Here is a 15,549-nt window from a genome sequence, read left to right on the forward strand (position 1 = left end):
AATCGACCGAGCGGCGCTCTGCCGGGCCGAGCCGCGGCGCTACTTCGTGCGCTTGGCGGCGCGCTTCGCCGCGCGTTCCCGCAGCTCGGCGGCGTCGAGCTCCTTCGCCTGCTCCGGCGTCGGCGCCGATCCCCCCAGCCGAGCGGGCAGCCACCAGGATCCCGGCGGCTGCTCCTGCGCCGGGTAGGCCGCGATCGTGTCGTCGAGGAGCCGCGCCATCGTCGCCTTCAGCTCGGCGGTCTCGGCCACGGCGTTCTCCCCGGTGGGGTGCAGCGGGTCACCGACAGTGACCGCGATGGTCTTGCCGCGGCTGAAGTCCTTGGGGTGGTCCTTGGTCATGATGCGCTGCGAGCCCCACAGGATCAGCGGGATCAGCGGCACCTCGGCCTCCGCAGCCAGACGGACGGCGCCGGACTTGAGGTCCTTGATCTCGAAGGAGCGCGAGATGGTCGCCTCCGGGAACACCCCCACGACCTCGCCGCGACGCAGGTAGTCCACCGCGTTGCGGTAGGAGGCCACGCCCTCGGACCGGTCGACCGAGATGTGGTGGTAGGACCGCATGAGCGGGCCCGACACGGGGTGGTCGAAGGTCTCGCGCTTGGCCATGAACCGCACCAGCCGACGCGACGGGTGGGCGCCGTACCCCGCCATGATGAAGTCGAGGTAGGAGATGTGGTTGATCGCGAGCACTGCACCGCCCGTGCGCGGCACGTTCTCCTGCCCGCTGATCTGGAAGCGGAAGTCCATCGCCTTGAACCAGGCGAGACCGGTCAGGATGGTGGCGCGGTACGGCAGATCGAGCGGCATGGGACGTCCTCGGCGGGAAGTGTGGTGGAGCAGGTCAGCTGGGGCCAGTCTGACAGCGATCCACCGCGCGCCGCGCCAGCCGGGCGACGACCTCGCCCAGGTCGAGGCCGGCCGCCTGCGCCGCGAGCGGCACCGTGGAGGTCTCGGTGAGTCCGGGAGCGACGTTGACCTCGAGGAACCACACGGTGCCGTCGGCGTCGATGATCAGGTCCGAGCGCGAGACGTCGCGCAGTCCGAGCGCCGTGTGGGCGGTGAGGGCGGCCTGGGCGCACGCCGCCGCCACGTCGTCGTCGAGCTTCGCCGGAACGCTGAACTTCGTGCTGCCGGCGGTGTAGCGCGCCGTGTAGTCGTAGACCCCGCCGTCGGGCTCGATGCCGACCGCGGGCAGTGCCCAGGGTGCGCCGCCGTCGTCGACCACCGCGACCGCGACCTCCATGCCTGGGATGAAGCGCTCCACGAGCGCGGTGGTGCCGTAGGCGAACGCGCTCACCATCGCTCCGGGAAGCTCGGCGGCGTCGTGCACGACCGATGCCCCGAGCGCTGAGCCGCCCTTGGCGGGCTTCACCATCAGGGGCAGGCCCAGGCGGCGTACGAGGGCGTCCATGACCGCAGTGGCGCCGAGCTCGCGGAACGTCTCGTGCGGGAGCGCGACGCCGGGAGGGACGTTCAACCCGGCGCGGGCGACGACCGACTTGGCGACGGGCTTGTCGAAGGCCACCCGGCACGCAGCGGGTCGGGACCCGACGTAGGGCAGGTCGAGCAGCTCCAGCACCTCGCGGATCGCACCGTCCTCACCGGACTCGCCGTGCAGCAGCGGCACCACGCAGGCCGGCGGGTGCTCGGCGAGCGCGGGCAGCAGCGAGGCGTCGACGTCGCGCTCCTCGACCTCCACACCGATGGCCCGCATCGCCTCGGCGACCCGACGCCCCGAGCGCAGCGAGACGTCCCGCTCGTGGGACAGCCCGCCGGCCAGGACGACGACCCGGCCCGCGAGCGCGGGTGCCGGGGTGCTGGTCGGGTCGGGTACGGCGTCGGGGGTGGCGGTCATCGCGGACTCCTGGCGGTCGGTCGCCGGTCGAGGAAGGGGCTGGGGCTCAGGTGAGGTCGGTCGAGGGCGACTCGTAGTCGCTGCGGGCCGGCAGCCCACGGCCGCCGGTCGGGTCGGTCACCGCGCCGAAGGTCTCGCGCAGCTCCATCTCAGCCTCGAGCACACCGGCGAGACGGCGTACGCCCTCCCGGATCCGGTCGGGGTCGGGGTAGCAGTAGGACAACCGCATGCTCGAGCTGCCGAAGCCGTCGGCGAAGAACGCCGTGCCCGGCACGTAGGCGACCCGCGCTGTGACGGCCCGCGGCAGCATCAGCTTCGCGTCGATGCCGGGCGGGAGCGTCAGCCAGACGTAGAAGCCGCCGTCGGGCACGTTCCACTGGCATGCGGCGGGCATCAGGTCGCTGAGTGCCTCGACCATCGCGTCGCGGCGCTCGCGATACATCTCCCGGAACTGCTTGATCTGTCCCTGCCAGTCGTGGCGGGACAGGTAGGCCGACACCGCCATCTGGGAGAACTGCGGGGGGCACAGGGTCGCCGACTCCTGCGCCAGCACCAGCTTCTCGCGCACGGCGTGCGGGGCCAGCGCCCAGCCGACCCGGAAGCCCGGCGCGAACGTCTTCGAGAACGACCCGAGGTAGATGACGCCCTCGGACTCGTCGGCGCGCAGCGCGCGGTAGGGCTCGCGGTCGAAGCCGAGCAGCCCGTAGGGGTTGTCCTCGAGCACGAGGATGTCGGCCTCGCGGCAGATCTCGAGGATCTCGGGGCGTCGCTCCGGGCTCATGCTGACGCCGGCGGGGTTGTGGTAGTTCGGGATCGTGTAGAGGAACTTGATGGTCTTGCCCGCGGCCTTCGTCGCCATGATGGCCTGGCGCAGCGCCTCGGGCACCAGACCGTCGGCGTCCATCTCGGCGTGGACGATGTCGCACTCGTAGGCGCGGAAGACGCCGAGCGCGCCGACGTACGACGGAGCCTCGCAGATCACCACGTCGCCGGGATCGCAGAAGATCCGGGTGACCAGGTCGACCGCCTGCTGGGAGCCGACCGTGACGACCACGTCGTCGGGATGCGCCTCGATGCCCTCGAGCGCCATCACCGAGCAGATCTGCTCACGCAGCTCCGGCACGCCCTGGCCGGAGCCGTACTGCATCGCCACCGTGCCCTGCTCCTGCACGAGGTCGCCCAGCGCGTCGCCGACGACGTCGAGCGGCAGGCCGGAGATGTTGGGCATCCCGCCAGCGAGCGAGACCACCTCGGGTCGCGACGCGACGGAGAACAGCGCGCGGATCTCGGATGCGGTCATCCCTCGGGTGCGCGCGGCGTAGCGATCGACGTACTGGTCGAGCCGGGTGGAGCTGCCGTGCTGGACGTCGCGGTTCACCTTCCCAGGGTAGGCGGATCTACGATGAATGCGTGGGCCGACCCCGCCGTAGGACTCCTCAACCGGGCTCGTCGAGGGCCGGGAGCCTGCGCACGCGCCCGTTGCGGGCCGCGGACCTCGAGCGGCTCGACCCGTGTGGCCCCGCCTGCGGGCTGGCCGCCTTGGACCACACCACGCTGCTCGCGGCGATCGATGCGCACGAGGCGGCGGCGTACGTCGCGACCGGCGCCGAGTCCGACCACCTGGACCCGTACGCCCCGCTCGTCGTGCTGGCGGCACCGACCTTCGCCGCGCGCTGCGCGTGGATCCCCGGGGAGCCGAGCCCCGACGCGTGGGTCGTCCTCGGGCTGCGCACGGGTGAGCCGCGCGACGCGGCGGTCGGGCGGATGCTGCTGCGCGCCGGCGTCTCGGGCATGCGCGGTGGTCCCGACGGGAGCCGGGTGCAGGCGGTGGAGGCCTGGGCCGGCCGAGCGGACCCGTGCGAGGGAGACGTCGGCCAGTGGCGCGAGCTCGGCTTCACCGTGGTCCGTCCGCACCCGGTCCGTCCGCGCGTGCGCGTCGACCTGCGGGCGCTGCCGGCGTGGCGCGACGGCGCGGTGCACGCCTGGGGCCGGGTGGCCGGCATCCGCGGACGACCGGCGGCCGTGCCGGAGGCTCAGCGGTCGAGCCGCTCCAGTGCTTCGCGCAGCTGACCGAGACTCATCATCCCGGTGCGCGCGTCGGTCTCGGGGCTGAGGTAGAACCGCTGGACGGCCACCGTGATGGCCTCGGCGACCACGTCGCGGAAGGCGGGGTCGGCCAGGCGTGCGGCGTCGGACGGGTTCGTGATGTAGCCGAGGTCGATGCGGACCGCGGGCATCGTCGTACGCCGCAGGACGTCCCAGGTCTTGGGGTGGGTGCGCAGGTCGAGGAGGTCGGTGCGCGCGACGATCTCGCGCTGGACCAGGCCGGCGAAGCGCTCACCAGCGGCCGACCAGGCGCCGTGCCCCTCGATGCCGTAGAAGTACGTCGCGACCCCGGACGCCTCGGGGTGGGACGAGTCGTCGATGTGCAGCGTCACCGTCAGGTCGGCACGCACGCGGTTGGCGAACGCCGCCCGGTCGCTCTCGGCGAAGCCCTCGTTGCCGCCGGCGCGACGGCCTCCGCGCGCGGTCCCGGTCGGCTCGGCGCCCCGGGTGAGGTGGGCCTGGACCCCGAGCGGGACCAGGCGACCCTCGACCCGCCGGGCCAGGTCGAGCACGGCGTCGTCGGCGGCACGGACCTGGGCAGCACCGAGGGTGCCACCCCAGGCGTGGTCGGCCGGGTCGATCACGACGACCTTGCCGGCCAGCTGGGGCCCGGCCTCGCGGATCCGCGCCTCGGTGCGCAGCGTGTTGGGGGCGCCGCCGCTGACCAACGGGTTGAGCCGGCGCAGGGCCCGCAGGGTGGCGGGCCCGCACGTGCCGTCGTCGGGGACGCCGATGTTGCGCTGGAACTCCCGGACGGCGCGCTCGGTCTGGGCACCGAAGACGCCGTCGACCCGCCCGACGTCGAAGCCCAGCTCGAGGACGCGGCGCTGCAGCGCCAGCACGTCGTCGCCCGCCAGCGGCTGGCCGGAGCGGTAGGTCAGCACCCGGTCGCCGAGCTGCCAGCGTGCCTCGTCGAGGCGGCGGTAGGTGTGCGGACCGACGATGCCGTCGACCAGGAGCCCGCGATCCTGCTGGAAGGCGCGCACCGCGCGGTCGAGCGCCTCGTCGAAGACGTCTGCCGGCTCGTCGGGGCCGTCCGGGGACGCCAAGAGACCGAGGTTCCGCAGCAGGTGCGCGATCTGGCGCACGGCGGGACCCCGGTCTCCGAGGGCGTAGACAGCCACGACAGGAGTGAGCCGACGGCTCACAGGTAGTCGGCCAGCTCCTTGGCCAGTGCAGCCTTGGGCTTGGCGCCCACGATCTGCTTGACGAGCTCGCCACCGGAGTAGACGTTGAGCGTCGGGATGCCGGTGACGCGGTACGACGCCGGGGTGGCGGGGTTCTCGTCGACGTTCATCTTCACGAACGTCAGCTTCTCGCCGTGCTCGGCGTTGAGCTCCTCGAGGATCGGGGCGACCTGGCGGCACGGTCCGCACCACTCGGCCCAGAAGTCCACGAGGACGGGCTTGTCGGACTTGAGCACGGTGCTCTCGAAGTCGGCGTCGGTGACGGCCTGGATGTCAGCCACGGGGTTTCCTCTCGATCGGTGGTGCAGGGATTCGGGGAGGACGGCTCAGGAGAGCGCGTTCTCGGTGATCAGGGCGGTCGCCGCGACGCTCGCGGCGTCCGGGGCGCCGTTGCCGCCCGCCTGGGCGAGGTCGGCGAGGTAGCGCTCGGCGTCGAGCGCGGCTGCGCACCCGGTGCCGGCGGCGGTGATCGCCTGGCGGTAGCGGTGGTCGACGAGGTCGCCGCAGGCGAAGACGCCCGGCACGTTGGTGCGGGTCGTGGGGTGGTCGACGAGGACGTAGCCCTCGGCGTCGAGGTCGACCTGTCCGGTCAGCAGCTCCGAGCGCGGGTCGTGGCCGATCGCGATGAACAGCCCGGTGGCGTCGAGCTCGCGCTTCTCGCCGGTCACGGTGTCGACCAGGGTGAGGCCGGTGAGCTTGTCCTCGCCGTGGATGGTGTCGACGGCCGAGTTCCAGGCGATCTCGATCTTCGGGTCGTCGAAGGCGCGCTGGGCCATGATCTTGGAGGCCCGCAGCTCGTCGCGGCGCACGATCAGGGTGACCTTGGAGCCGAAGCGCGACAGGAAGGTCGCCTCCTCGACCGCCGAGTCTCCGCCCCCGACGACGGCGATGTGCTGCTCGCGGAAGAAGAAGCCGTCGCAGGTGGCGCACCAGCTCACGCCGTGGCCGGACAGCCGCTCCTCGTCCGGGAGACCGAGCTTGCGGTAGCCCGAGCCCGTGGCCAGGATCACCGCGCGCGCCGCGAAGGAGCCCTCGGCGGTGCGGACGGTCTTGACCGGTCCGGTCAGGTCGACCTCGATGACGTCGTCGGAGACCAGCTCGGCACCGAACCGCTCGGCCTGCGCGCGCATCTCGTCCATCAGCGCGGGGCCCTGGATGCCGTCGCGGAACCCGGGGAAGTTCTCCACCTCGGTGGTGTTCATCAGCGCACCGCCGGCCGTGACCGAGCCCTCGAAGACCAGGGGGGAGAGGGCCGCCCGCGCCGCGTAGATGGCGGCGGTGTATCCGGCCGGGCCGGAGCCCACGACGATGACGTCGCGGATGTCGGACGGGTGGTCGCTCATGCGGGACTCCTGCGGGTTGGGGGGCTTACGGGCCTCAACCGATCCTAGGCAGAGGGCATTCCCACGCCGAGCGTGTCTCGGGTCATGCGGGCGCGATCACGCTCGCCCGCGGCGCCACGCTCGCGTCGCGCGCCAGCTCCCGGCACTGCCAGGCTTCGAGGACCCGCTCGTCGGCACCCGCGCCCCGGGTGCCGGGGAGGCGGGCGACGAGTACGCCGGGGCGTCGGTCGAGCCGCACCCGCCAGGCACGGTCACCGTCGGCCAGGTCCGGCACGGGACAGGCACCGCTCGTCCGGCTGGTGGTGAGCTCCGGCTCGGGGGCGTCGGCGGCCGGGCCGTCCCGCCGCTCCAGCTGTGCCTCCAGCACCGTCACCGTGCCGGGGGCGGTGACGGCGAAGGTGGCGGTGCGCAGGGCGGGGACGGCGTACGCCGAGGCGGCGTTCATCGGGACGCGAAGCCCGTCACCGCGGGCGAGGTCCTCGCTGTCGTCGGTCAGCGCCTGCGGACCCGCGGACGAGAGCTCGGACCCGCCGGATCGCCCGGCGCCGTCCGATTCGGCCTCCGAGCCGGCTGTGGTGCCGGCAGCGGTGGTCGCGGAGTCCGAGTCCGCACCCGAGCCGAGGACCTGCACGGCGCCGAGCCCCACGACACTCGCGACCGTGGCGGCGGCCAGCACGGCGCCCCAGCGCCGCCGGCGGGTGGTGTCGCGGGGCGCCAGCGCCACGACGGTCGGGTCACGCTCCTCTGCGGCGAGGTCCGCGAGTACGCCGTCCAGCCGCGCGCTCACCTCGGCCGGCAGCGGCGGGGTGGGCAGGTCACCGAGCAGCGCACGCACGGCGTCGTGGTCCTCGGGTCGGTCACGCATGCTGCTCACCTCCTGTCGTGATGTCGCTGTCCGGGGATCGGACGTCCGGTGGCGGATCGGGGTTCCCCAGCACCGGTTGCAGCAGCGCCGCGAGCCGGGACCGCCCGCGCGAGCACCGGCTCTTCACCGTCCCGGTGGCGACGTCGAGGATCGTCGCGGCCTCCTGCACGCTGCGACCCTCGATGTCGACGAGGACCAGCGCGACCCGCTGGTCGACCGGGAGTCGGGCCAGCGCGTCGAGCACGAGGCGGCGGCGCTCGTCGGTCTCGGCGGCGGCGACGGGGTCGCCCCAGGCCGCGTCGGGGCCGCCGACGGTGCCCCGTACGTGGGCGGCGCCGCCGGCGTCGAGGTCGTCGGGAAGGGGGTCGGCGTGGCGCACCTGCTCACGGCGTACGCGGTCCAGGCACGCGTTGACCACGACGCGGTGCAGCCAGGTCGTGACGGCGGCGTCGCCGCGGTAGGAGCCGGCGCGGCGATAGGCCGAGATCAGCGCATCCTGCAGGGCGTCGGCCGCGTCGTCGGGGTTGCCGAGGGTGCGCAGGGCGACCGCCCAGAGCCGGGCGCGATGGCGGGCGAAGAGCACGCCGAAGGCGTCGGTGTCCCCGGTCAGGTGGGCGGCCAGCAGCGCGCGGTCGTCGCGCGGGTCGTCGCGCGGATCTTGCTCGGCGTCCCGGGTGGACCGGGCGGCCGGAGGGCTCACCCGCGGACCACGATCTCGGCGATCTCGCCGCGGAACCGGGAGCCGCTGGAGGGCAGCGCGGTCAGCCACACGACGACGTAGCGCGCGGAGACGGTCTCGTCGAGCTGGATCCGGGCGGCCTCGTCATAGGTCCCGGAGGCGACCTCCTCGAGTCCGTCGACGGACGACGGCTCCTCGGTCGCGGCATAGATCGACACCGACGTGGGGGCGCCGACGAAGCGGATCCCCAGGGACCCGACGTCCTGCACCTCACCGAGGTCCAGGACCAGCCCGACGCCCGGCTTGAGCGCCGGGAACTGGTCGAAGTACTCCTTGGTGATCCAGGTGGTGCCGGGGTCGCCGTCGACGACATTGCCCACCAGCTCGGCGTTCTCCTCGCCGTTGCCGGCCGGGGGCGGGTCGAGGTCCTGCACGGCCACCACGTCGAGCGGTGCACCGGTGGCCGACGGGCTCTCGGTCGGCGATTCCCCCGAGTCGGCGCGGGGCGTGCCGCCACCGCGCTGACCGAGGGTGAACGCGACGACGACGGCGACGACGAGCAGCGCGAGGACGCCGACGGTGGCGGCGACCCGCAGCCACCCGCGGCCCGGTGTCGTGGAGCCTCCGTGGGCGGTGTCGTCGGCCCCGGGGTCGTCCCAGCGCCAGAAGCCGTCGGGGCTCACCCCGGATCCGGTGCCGGTCCCCGTCCCGGTGGAGGTCGAGAAGCCGGAGACCGGCTGCGGCCGCCGGGGCGCGTCCGGGCTGAAGAGAGGTCGCGGCTCCGGCTCGGGCAGTGGCGGTGGCGGGGGCGGCGGCGTCCGCCGGGTGTCGCCGAGCGTCGGAGCGTCGCCGTCCCCGTCCGCGCCCCCGTCCGCGGCTGCGTCCGATCGGCCGTCCCACCCGACCCGGGTGTCGTCGTCGAAGAACATCGGGGCGCCCGCCTGGGTCGCCTCCGGGTCCTCGGTCCCTGCCGGGGACAGGTCGGCCACAGGCACGGCGGGCGCGGTCCACGCGCGCTCGGGCTGGTGCAGACCGGTGGGGTCGCCGACGAAGTCGCTGAGGGCGGCCGCGATCTCGTGGGCCGTCTCCACGGCGTACCCCTGCGGATCCGCCTCGGGCTGCAGGGCGCGCTGGCACAGCGCGTCGAGGGGGCGCGGGACACCGGCGCGGACCTGGCGCGGACGCAGCAGGCGTCCCTGCTCGGCCGGGGCGGGCGGCAGCGCCGAGCCGGACGTGCCGGGCCACCGGCCGGTGAGCGAGACGTAGAGCAGGGCGGCCAGGTTGACCACGTCGGACTCGTGGTCGCCCAGTGCGGCGCCCTGAGGGCCCCAGGGCTCGCGCGGCTGCGCCAGGACGGCGTCGATCACCGACCCGATCAGCTTGACCGAGCCGGTCTCGGTGACGAGGACGTTCTCGGGGATCAGCCGGCCGTGCGCGACGCCGTGTGCGTGCGCTGCGCTGATCGCCTCGGCGACCTGCTTGACCAGCCACGCCGCGCGGCGCGGCGGCAGCGGCGCCTCCGCGATCAACAGGTCGAGGGACATCCCCGATCCCCACTCGACGACCGCATAGGCGACGTCGCCGACGATGTCGGCGTCGAAGACGCGCAGGAAGCGACTGTCGGAGACGGCGGCCGAGGCACGGGCGGCGGCGATGACCGGTCGGGCGCGGGGGTCGTCGGCGGACAGGACGTGGACTGCCACGTCGCGGGCGAGGATCTGGTCCGACGCCCGCCAGAACCGCGCGCCGTCGTGGTCGGTGAGCAGGTCCTCGAGCCGGTAGCGACGCGCCAGCACGGCACCGTGGCCCCACGGGTCCCCAGGTCGCGGCGGTGCGTCATCGGCCACCTGGCACTGCCCTCCCCAGCTCGTCGGCTTCGGTGTCGTGGAGCCATGGTAGGTCCCTCAGCGGCGAGACCGGCCGGGAAGGCGTCGCGCGACCAGCGCGGTCATCTCCTGCACCTCGGCAACGCGCAGCGCGCGGGCCACGACGAGGTAGACGACCAGCTCGACACCGATGGTGGCGGCCAGGACGGCGATCGCCGCGAACTTGCTGTCGGCCCACGTGGTGTCGTCGAGCAGGCGTTCGAGGCCGATCATCACGCCGGCCGCCGCGAGCACCGCCGGCACCAGCGCGGCGGCGATGCGCGCGGCGAAGACGCCGAGCGGGCGCAGCGCCAGGCCCGGGACACCGTCGGTCGTCGTACGACGACGCAGGACGGCGAAGGAGACGATCGCCCCGGCCAGGTAGGCGCTGGCATAGGCCAGCACGAGGCGCGGCGCGGTGTCGATGGGGTCGATCCCGCGGGTGTAGCCGACCGCGGCGGCGATGTTGACGACCGCGACGATGCACTGGATCCAGAAGACCGTGCGCGTCTGCTCCATCGCGTAGAAGCCGCGCAGCATCAGGTAGTGGATGGTGAAGAACAACAGCCCGGGTCCGAACAGCGCGAGGGATGGCGCGTAGGCGTCGGCGCTGTCGGCGGCCGCGCCGTACCCGAAGACCAGCTCGCTGACCGGCAGGGCGACCAGGCCGAGGGCGGCCGCTGCCGGGGCGATGAGGGTCAGCGCGATCCGCAGGGTCGAGGCGACCTCCCTCCCGAGCCCGCGGCGGTCACCGGCGTTGGCGAGGCGTGACAGGCGCGGGAGCATCGCGGTCGCCAGCGAGACCGTGGCCACCGAGTGCGGGAGGATCATCAGCAGGAACGTCTGGGAGTAGACGGTGTAGCCCGTGCCGGTCTCGGCCACGGCGCCGGCGGCGGCTCCGGACGACGCCACCCGGACCACGACCGTGTAGGCGATCTGGTTGACGATGACGAAGCCGATCGTCCAGCCGGCCAGCCGGGCGGTGTGTCCCAGGCCGGAGCCGCGGACGTCGAAGCGGGGGCGGTAGCGCACCCCGGCCGCGCGCAGGAACGGCACCAGCACCGCCAGCTGGACCACGATGCCGAACGTCGAGCCGAGGCCGAGGACGAGCTCCTGGGAGGAGGAGTACGCCGCGTTGACGTCGGAGGTCGGGCCGAAGACCCACAGGTAGCCGCCCAGCACCGCCATCGAGACGACGTTGTTGGCGATCGGCGCCCACATCATCGGGCCGAACACCCCGCGGGCGTTGAGCACCTGGCCGACCAGCGTGAACATCCCGTAGAAGAAGACCTGCGGCAGGCAGTAGCGCGCGAGGTTGATGATCGACTCGCGGTGCTCGGCGTACGCCGGCTCGAAGAACTGGTCGCTGAGCAGCACCTGCATGATCCACGGCGCGCACAGCACGAGCAGCGCCGTGACGCCGGCGAGGAACAGGCCGGCGACCGTGATGACGAGGTTGGTGTAGCGCTCTCCGCTCTCCGGTCCCCGCTCGATGGCGCGGACCAGCTGGGGCACGAGGACGGCGTTGAAGACGCCGCCGGCGAGCAGGATGTAGAGCATGTTCGGGATCGTGTTGGCGATCGTGAACAGCTCGGCGTGCAGGAACGCGCCGAGTGCCGCGGCCAGCAGCGCCGCCCGGACGAAGCCGCTGATCCGGGAGACGACGGTGCCCGCGGCCATCACGGCGCTCGAGGCGAGGATGCTGCTGCGCTCCCGGGCGGCGTCGTCGCTCACGCGGACGGCTCCGGATCCGGCTCGGCCTCGCGCCGACGGCGCACGACCCGGACCACGAGGGCGACGACGAGCACAGCGGCACCGAGACCCATCACGACCCAGATCACGACTCCGACCTGGCTGCGACGGACGTTGATCGTGGTGGTGTTGGGCAGCAGGGAACCGTCGGCGGTCGCCGGCGTCAGGCGCACCTCGCTGACGCCGAAGCCCGATGACCGCGCCCCCAGGCGCAGCGAGACCCGCGCGCCCCCGGTGAGCTCGAGCGGGGCGGGTGCGCTGATCGTGAGCTCGTCGTCGTCGGTCGTCGAGAGCACGGCCACACGGACCGGCTCGTCGAGGTCGTTGACGACGGTCACGGCGAAGTGGCCTTCGCCGCTGGACATCGTGACGAACTCCGGGCCCTCGACCCGGATGCTGTCGAGCAGCTCGCCGACCGTCGCGGCGGTGGCCCGCGCCAGGCTGACCGGGGTGGTGGGCAGCTCGCGCGCCTGCGCCGAGGCCGCGCTGAGCGCGGCGCGGTCGATCTCGGTGTCGACCGTGTCGTTGAGCATGAGCAGTGATGCCAGGGTGCGCCCGGCCTCGCGCAGGTCGGCGGCGGTCTCCAGGTTGCGCGCCGGCAGCTCGGCGCGCCGCGCGGAGCGGGGGTAGGCCAGGTCGGTCGGGTAGTCCTCGTCGCGTCCCCGGTCAGTGACCGCGGTGCGCAATGCCGAGAGGTCGAGCCAGTCGACGTCGAGCCCGCCCAGGAAGTCGCCCGCGTCGCCCGTGCCGGGGTCCCAGTCGTCGGGCAGCTGCACGACGAGCGGTCGGCCGGTGCCGCCGACGGCCGCGGCCTCCTCCGGCGTCGCGTCGCTCGGCGGCTGGTCGGTGCCGACGCCCTCGACCCGCAGCGCGGCCTCGGCGAGGACCCGTTGCCGGATCGCGAGGGAGTCGTGGGGGTCGCCCGGTGCCGGACCGCCGCTGCCGGCAGCGGCGTCGCTGAGGACGACGCGGTGGTCGGCGGCGCGGATGGTGCTCGAGGTCGCCTCGGGTGCAGCGGCGTCGGAGAGCAGGACCGTCGCGTCCTCGGCGGTCTCCGCGAGCAGGTCGCCGAGCGGTCCGAGCGCCTGGCCGGGCAGGAGACCGTCGAGCGGGGCGACGGTCACCGGGGCCGCACGGAAGCCGAGGTCGGCCAGCGCGATGCCGCTCTGGGCGACCGCGTCGGCGACGAGGTCGAGGCGTCCGTGGCGCCATGCGGCCGCGACGTCGGGGTCGGCGTACGGCAGGGTCAGGAGAGGTACGTCGGCGACGGCCTCGCGGAAGCGCTCGAGCCAGGTCCCGGCGAGCTCGGCGCGCCTGACCGTCTCGGGGTCGGGGGTCCGGGGCGCGGTGCCGTCGGCGCCAGCCTCGCCGCCGTTGCCGCTGCCGGTCTCGTCGGTCGGCGTGCTCGGGCTGGGGTCGGGACCGCCGGTGCCGCCCGACGGCGTCTCCTCGCTCGGGCCGGTGTCGAAGCCGGGGTTGTTCGCCGCCAGCCGGGCCACCGCGTCGAGGACCGCGGGGTCGACGAGCCAGGTGAGCGGTGCGGGAGCGGTCGCCTCGGCGAACTCGAGCAGGCGGGCCAGCCGTCCGTCGTCGTCGAGCAGCTCGTCCCAGGAGGCGGTCTCGGCGATGGTGCCGCCGGCGCGTCGCAGCACCTGCTCGCGCAACGGCACCACGAGGGAGGTCGTGACGGGGGTCCGTTCGGTCCGCGGGGCCGCCGGGACCAGGGGCAGGAAGGTCCGGGCCCGGCCGTCGGCGATGTCGTCACGGTTGCCGTCGGTGTCGGTGCCGAGCACGTGGACCGAGAGCCAGTAGACGCCCGGTGCGCCACTGATCGGCAGCTCGCGGCGCGGGATGCTCAGGCGGAAGGGGGCCGTGGCGCCGGCGGCCAGGGTGCCGACGTTGACGAACTGTCCGTCGTCGAGCAGGCGTCGGCCGATGACGAGGTCGGGGTCGCTGGCGGCCGCCTCGGCGAGCGCGGCGCGGGTGCGCAGCGGCTCGGGGGAGACCACGAGCGACGCCTGGAGGTTCTGCCAGAGCTCCTCGGAGGTGTTGGTCACCGTGCCGGTGACCGTCACCCGTCCGCGGCGGGGCACGGCGCTGGGAGTGAGGGAGTCGATCCGGACCGTCAGCGCATCGGCTTCGGGTTCGGGGTCGGGGGTCTCGTCGGACTCCTGGGCGACCCGGACCGCATCCGACTGGGCGCTGCCCGGCGCGGGGTGCGCGGCGGGGGCGGTGAGCAGCGTCGTACCCCCGAGCACGGCACCGAGCGCGAGCGCGAGCAAGCGGTGCGCGGCACGGAAGGTCACGGCGCCCAGGGTAGAGGTCCGCCTCGGCCGTCGGGCACGCCCCGGGGCGCGTCTAGACTCGTCGGCCGTGCCGACCCCCAGCCCTGCCCCCGGGCCGACCCCCAGCCCGGCCGTCGTCCGCGTCGCCGACGTGCCTGGTCGCGTCGCCGCGACGCTCGACGCGATGGGTGACGTGCTCGACGAGCTGGGTGGGCTCTTCGCCGAGGCCGGGGAGGAGCTCGCCCTGGTCGGCGGACCCGTGCGCGACGCGATGCTCGGTCGGTCCCACCACGACCTCGACTTCACGACCTCCGCCCGTCCCGACGTCACCGAGCGGTTGCTGAAGAAGTTCGCCGGCGGTGCGACCTGGGACATGGGGCGGGCGTTCGGCACGATCGGTGCGCGCCGCGGTGACTGGGTGGTCGAGGTGACGACCTACCGCTCGGAGTCCTACGACCCGTCCTCGCGCAAGCCCGAGGTCGACTTCGGCGACAGCCTCGAGGGCGACCTCGGCCGGCGCGACTTCACCGTGAACGCGATGGCGGTCCGGCTGCCCGGGCGGGAGGTGGAGGATCCGTTCGGCGGAGTCGTCGACCTCGTGCAGCAGGTGCTGCGCACCCCCGGCACGCCCGAGGACTCCTTCACCGACGACCCGCTGCGGATGATGCGCGCGGCGCGCTTCGCCGCGCAGCTCGGCTTCGACGTTGCCCCCGAGGTCGTCACCGCGATGACCGCGATGGCCGAGCGGATCTCGATCGTCTCGGCCGAGCGCGTGCGCGACGAGCTGGTGAAGCTCGTGTGTGCGCCGTACCCCCGTCGGGGGCTGGCGCTGCTCGTCGACACCGGCCTGGCCGACCACGTCCTGCCCGAGCTGCCCGCGCTGGCACTGGAGCGCGACGAGCACCACCGGCACAAGGACGTCTACGAGCACACCCTGACGGTGCTCGAGCAGGCCATCGACCTCGAGCACCGCCTCGGCGACGGCCCCGACTTCGTCGCCCGCTTCGCCGCGCTCATGCACGACGTCGGCAAGCCCCGCACCCGCCGCTTCCTCGACGACGGCACGGTGACGTTCCACCACCACGACGTGGTCGGCGCGAAGATCACCCGCAAGCGGATGAAGGCACTGCGGTTCTCCGGCGACGAGATCGACGCGGTCGCCAAGCTCGTCGAGCTGCACCTGCGCTTCCACGGCTACGGCACCGGCGAGTGGACCGACTCCGCCGTGCGCCGCTACGTCCGCGACGCCGGCGACCAGCTCGAGCGCCTCCACGTCCTCACCCGCGCCGACTGCACCACCCGCAACCGGCGCAAGGCCGAGCGCCTGCGGCGTACCTATGACGACCTCGAGGCCCGCATCGAGCGGCTCTCGGAGGCCGAGGAGCTCGCCTCCCTGCGCCCCGACCTCGACGGCAACCAGATCATGGAGATCCTCGGCATCGGCCCCGGCCGCGAGGTCGGCCAGGCCTACCAGTTCCTCCTCGACCTGCGCATCGAGGAGGGCCCGAAGTCCGCCGACGAGGCCCGCGCCGCCCTCCTCGCGTGGTGGGAGCAGCGGGCAGTGTGACGCGCGTGACGTCCCGCCTGACGCCGACCTCTCGACACGGTCGCG

Annotated in this window: 13 protein-coding genes; 2 read left to right on the top strand and 11 right to left on the bottom strand. The window is 73.8% G+C overall.

Annotated elements, in window-relative coordinates; translation table 11 throughout:
* Window positions 1–39: 39 nt before the first annotated feature.
* The 3 genes from J2S59_RS05565 to J2S59_RS05575 are packed head-to-tail and all read right to left on the bottom strand — an operon-like array spanning window position 40 to window position 3,233.
* Complete coding sequence (locus tag J2S59_RS05565; protein WP_068121754.1) at window positions 40–807, bottom strand: lysophospholipid acyltransferase family protein; 768 nt, start codon at window positions 805–807, stop codon at window positions 40–42.
* A 34-nt stretch (window positions 808–841) separates the two neighbouring features.
* Window positions 842–1,855 carry a D-alanine--D-alanine ligase family protein gene (locus J2S59_RS05570; protein ID WP_068121748.1) on the bottom strand — a complete coding sequence of 338 codons (1,014 nt, stop codon included), beginning with the start codon at window positions 1,853–1,855 and terminating at the stop codon, window positions 842–844.
* Between the two features lie 46 nt (window positions 1,856–1,901).
* Complete coding sequence (locus tag J2S59_RS05575; RefSeq protein WP_068121745.1) at window positions 1,902–3,233, bottom strand: aminotransferase-like domain-containing protein; 1,332 nt, start codon at window positions 3,231–3,233, stop codon at window positions 1,902–1,904.
* Between the two features lie 32 nt (window positions 3,234–3,265).
* Between J2S59_RS05575 and J2S59_RS05580 the strand changes: the two genes are divergently transcribed.
* Window positions 3,266–3,925 carry a hypothetical protein gene (locus tag J2S59_RS05580; RefSeq protein ID WP_306824901.1) on the top strand — a complete coding sequence of 220 codons (660 nt, stop codon included), beginning with the start codon at window positions 3,266–3,268 and terminating at the stop codon, window positions 3,923–3,925.
* Here the strand turns inward: J2S59_RS05580 and J2S59_RS05585 are convergent.
* The 8 genes from J2S59_RS05585 to J2S59_RS05620 all read right to left on the bottom strand — a co-directional run bounded on the left by J2S59_RS05585 (window position 3,889) and on the right by J2S59_RS05620 (window position 13,958).
* Complete coding sequence (locus tag J2S59_RS05585; RefSeq protein WP_068120082.1) at window positions 3,889–5,085, bottom strand: N-acetylmuramoyl-L-alanine amidase; 1,197 nt, start codon at window positions 5,083–5,085, stop codon at window positions 3,889–3,891. The two genes, J2S59_RS05580 and J2S59_RS05585, sit on opposite strands and share 37 nt — an antisense overlap.
* A 20-nt stretch (window positions 5,086–5,105) precedes the next feature.
* On the bottom strand, window positions 5,106–5,429 hold the full coding sequence (gene trxA / locus J2S59_RS05590) for a thioredoxin (RefSeq protein WP_068120078.1): 324 nt from the start codon (window positions 5,427–5,429) through the stop codon (window positions 5,106–5,108).
* 45 nt (window positions 5,430–5,474) lie between these two features.
* A complete protein-coding gene (trxB, locus tag J2S59_RS05595; RefSeq protein WP_068120080.1) occupies window positions 5,475–6,491 on the bottom strand; it encodes a thioredoxin-disulfide reductase in 1,017 nt (338 codons plus the stop codon).
* Between the two features lie 82 nt (window positions 6,492–6,573).
* A complete protein-coding gene (locus tag J2S59_RS05600; protein WP_306824902.1) occupies window positions 6,574–7,356 on the bottom strand; it encodes a hypothetical protein in 783 nt (260 codons plus the stop codon).
* Window positions 7,349–8,056, bottom strand: a complete 708-nt coding sequence (sigM, locus tag J2S59_RS05605; protein WP_181641979.1) for an RNA polymerase sigma factor SigM — start codon at window positions 8,054–8,056, stop codon at window positions 7,349–7,351. Before sigM ends, J2S59_RS05600 begins: the two co-directional genes overlap by 8 nt.
* Window positions 8,053–9,882 (bottom strand): protein kinase family protein, encoded by a 1,830-nt coding sequence (locus J2S59_RS05610; protein WP_306824903.1) that lies wholly within the window; start codon window positions 9,880–9,882, stop codon window positions 8,053–8,055. Before J2S59_RS05610 ends, sigM begins: the two co-directional genes overlap by 4 nt.
* 57 nt (window positions 9,883–9,939) lie before the next feature.
* Entirely contained in the window at window positions 9,940–11,634 is a 1,695-nt protein-coding gene (gene murJ / locus J2S59_RS05615) for a murein biosynthesis integral membrane protein MurJ (RefSeq protein ID WP_068120188.1), read from the bottom strand.
* The gene (locus J2S59_RS05620) at window positions 11,631–13,958 is read right to left on the bottom strand and encodes a DUF6049 family protein (protein ID WP_068120190.1); all 2,328 of its coding nucleotides are present in this window, start codon (window positions 13,956–13,958) and stop codon (window positions 11,631–11,633) included. Before J2S59_RS05620 ends, murJ begins: the two co-directional genes overlap by 4 nt.
* Before the next feature lie 163 nt (window positions 13,959–14,121).
* On the opposite strand from J2S59_RS05620, the gene J2S59_RS05625 reads away from it, so the two are divergent.
* On the top strand, window positions 14,122–15,504 hold the full coding sequence (locus J2S59_RS05625; RefSeq protein WP_306825452.1) for a CCA tRNA nucleotidyltransferase: 1,383 nt from the start codon (window positions 14,122–14,124) through the stop codon (window positions 15,502–15,504).
* Window positions 15,505–15,549: the final 45 nt, after the last annotated feature.

The sequence above is a fragment of the Nocardioides massiliensis genome, assembly GCF_030811215.1.
In the GTDB taxonomy this organism is placed as follows: Bacteria; Actinomycetota; Actinomycetes; order Propionibacteriales; family Nocardioidaceae; genus Nocardioides_A; species Nocardioides_A massiliensis.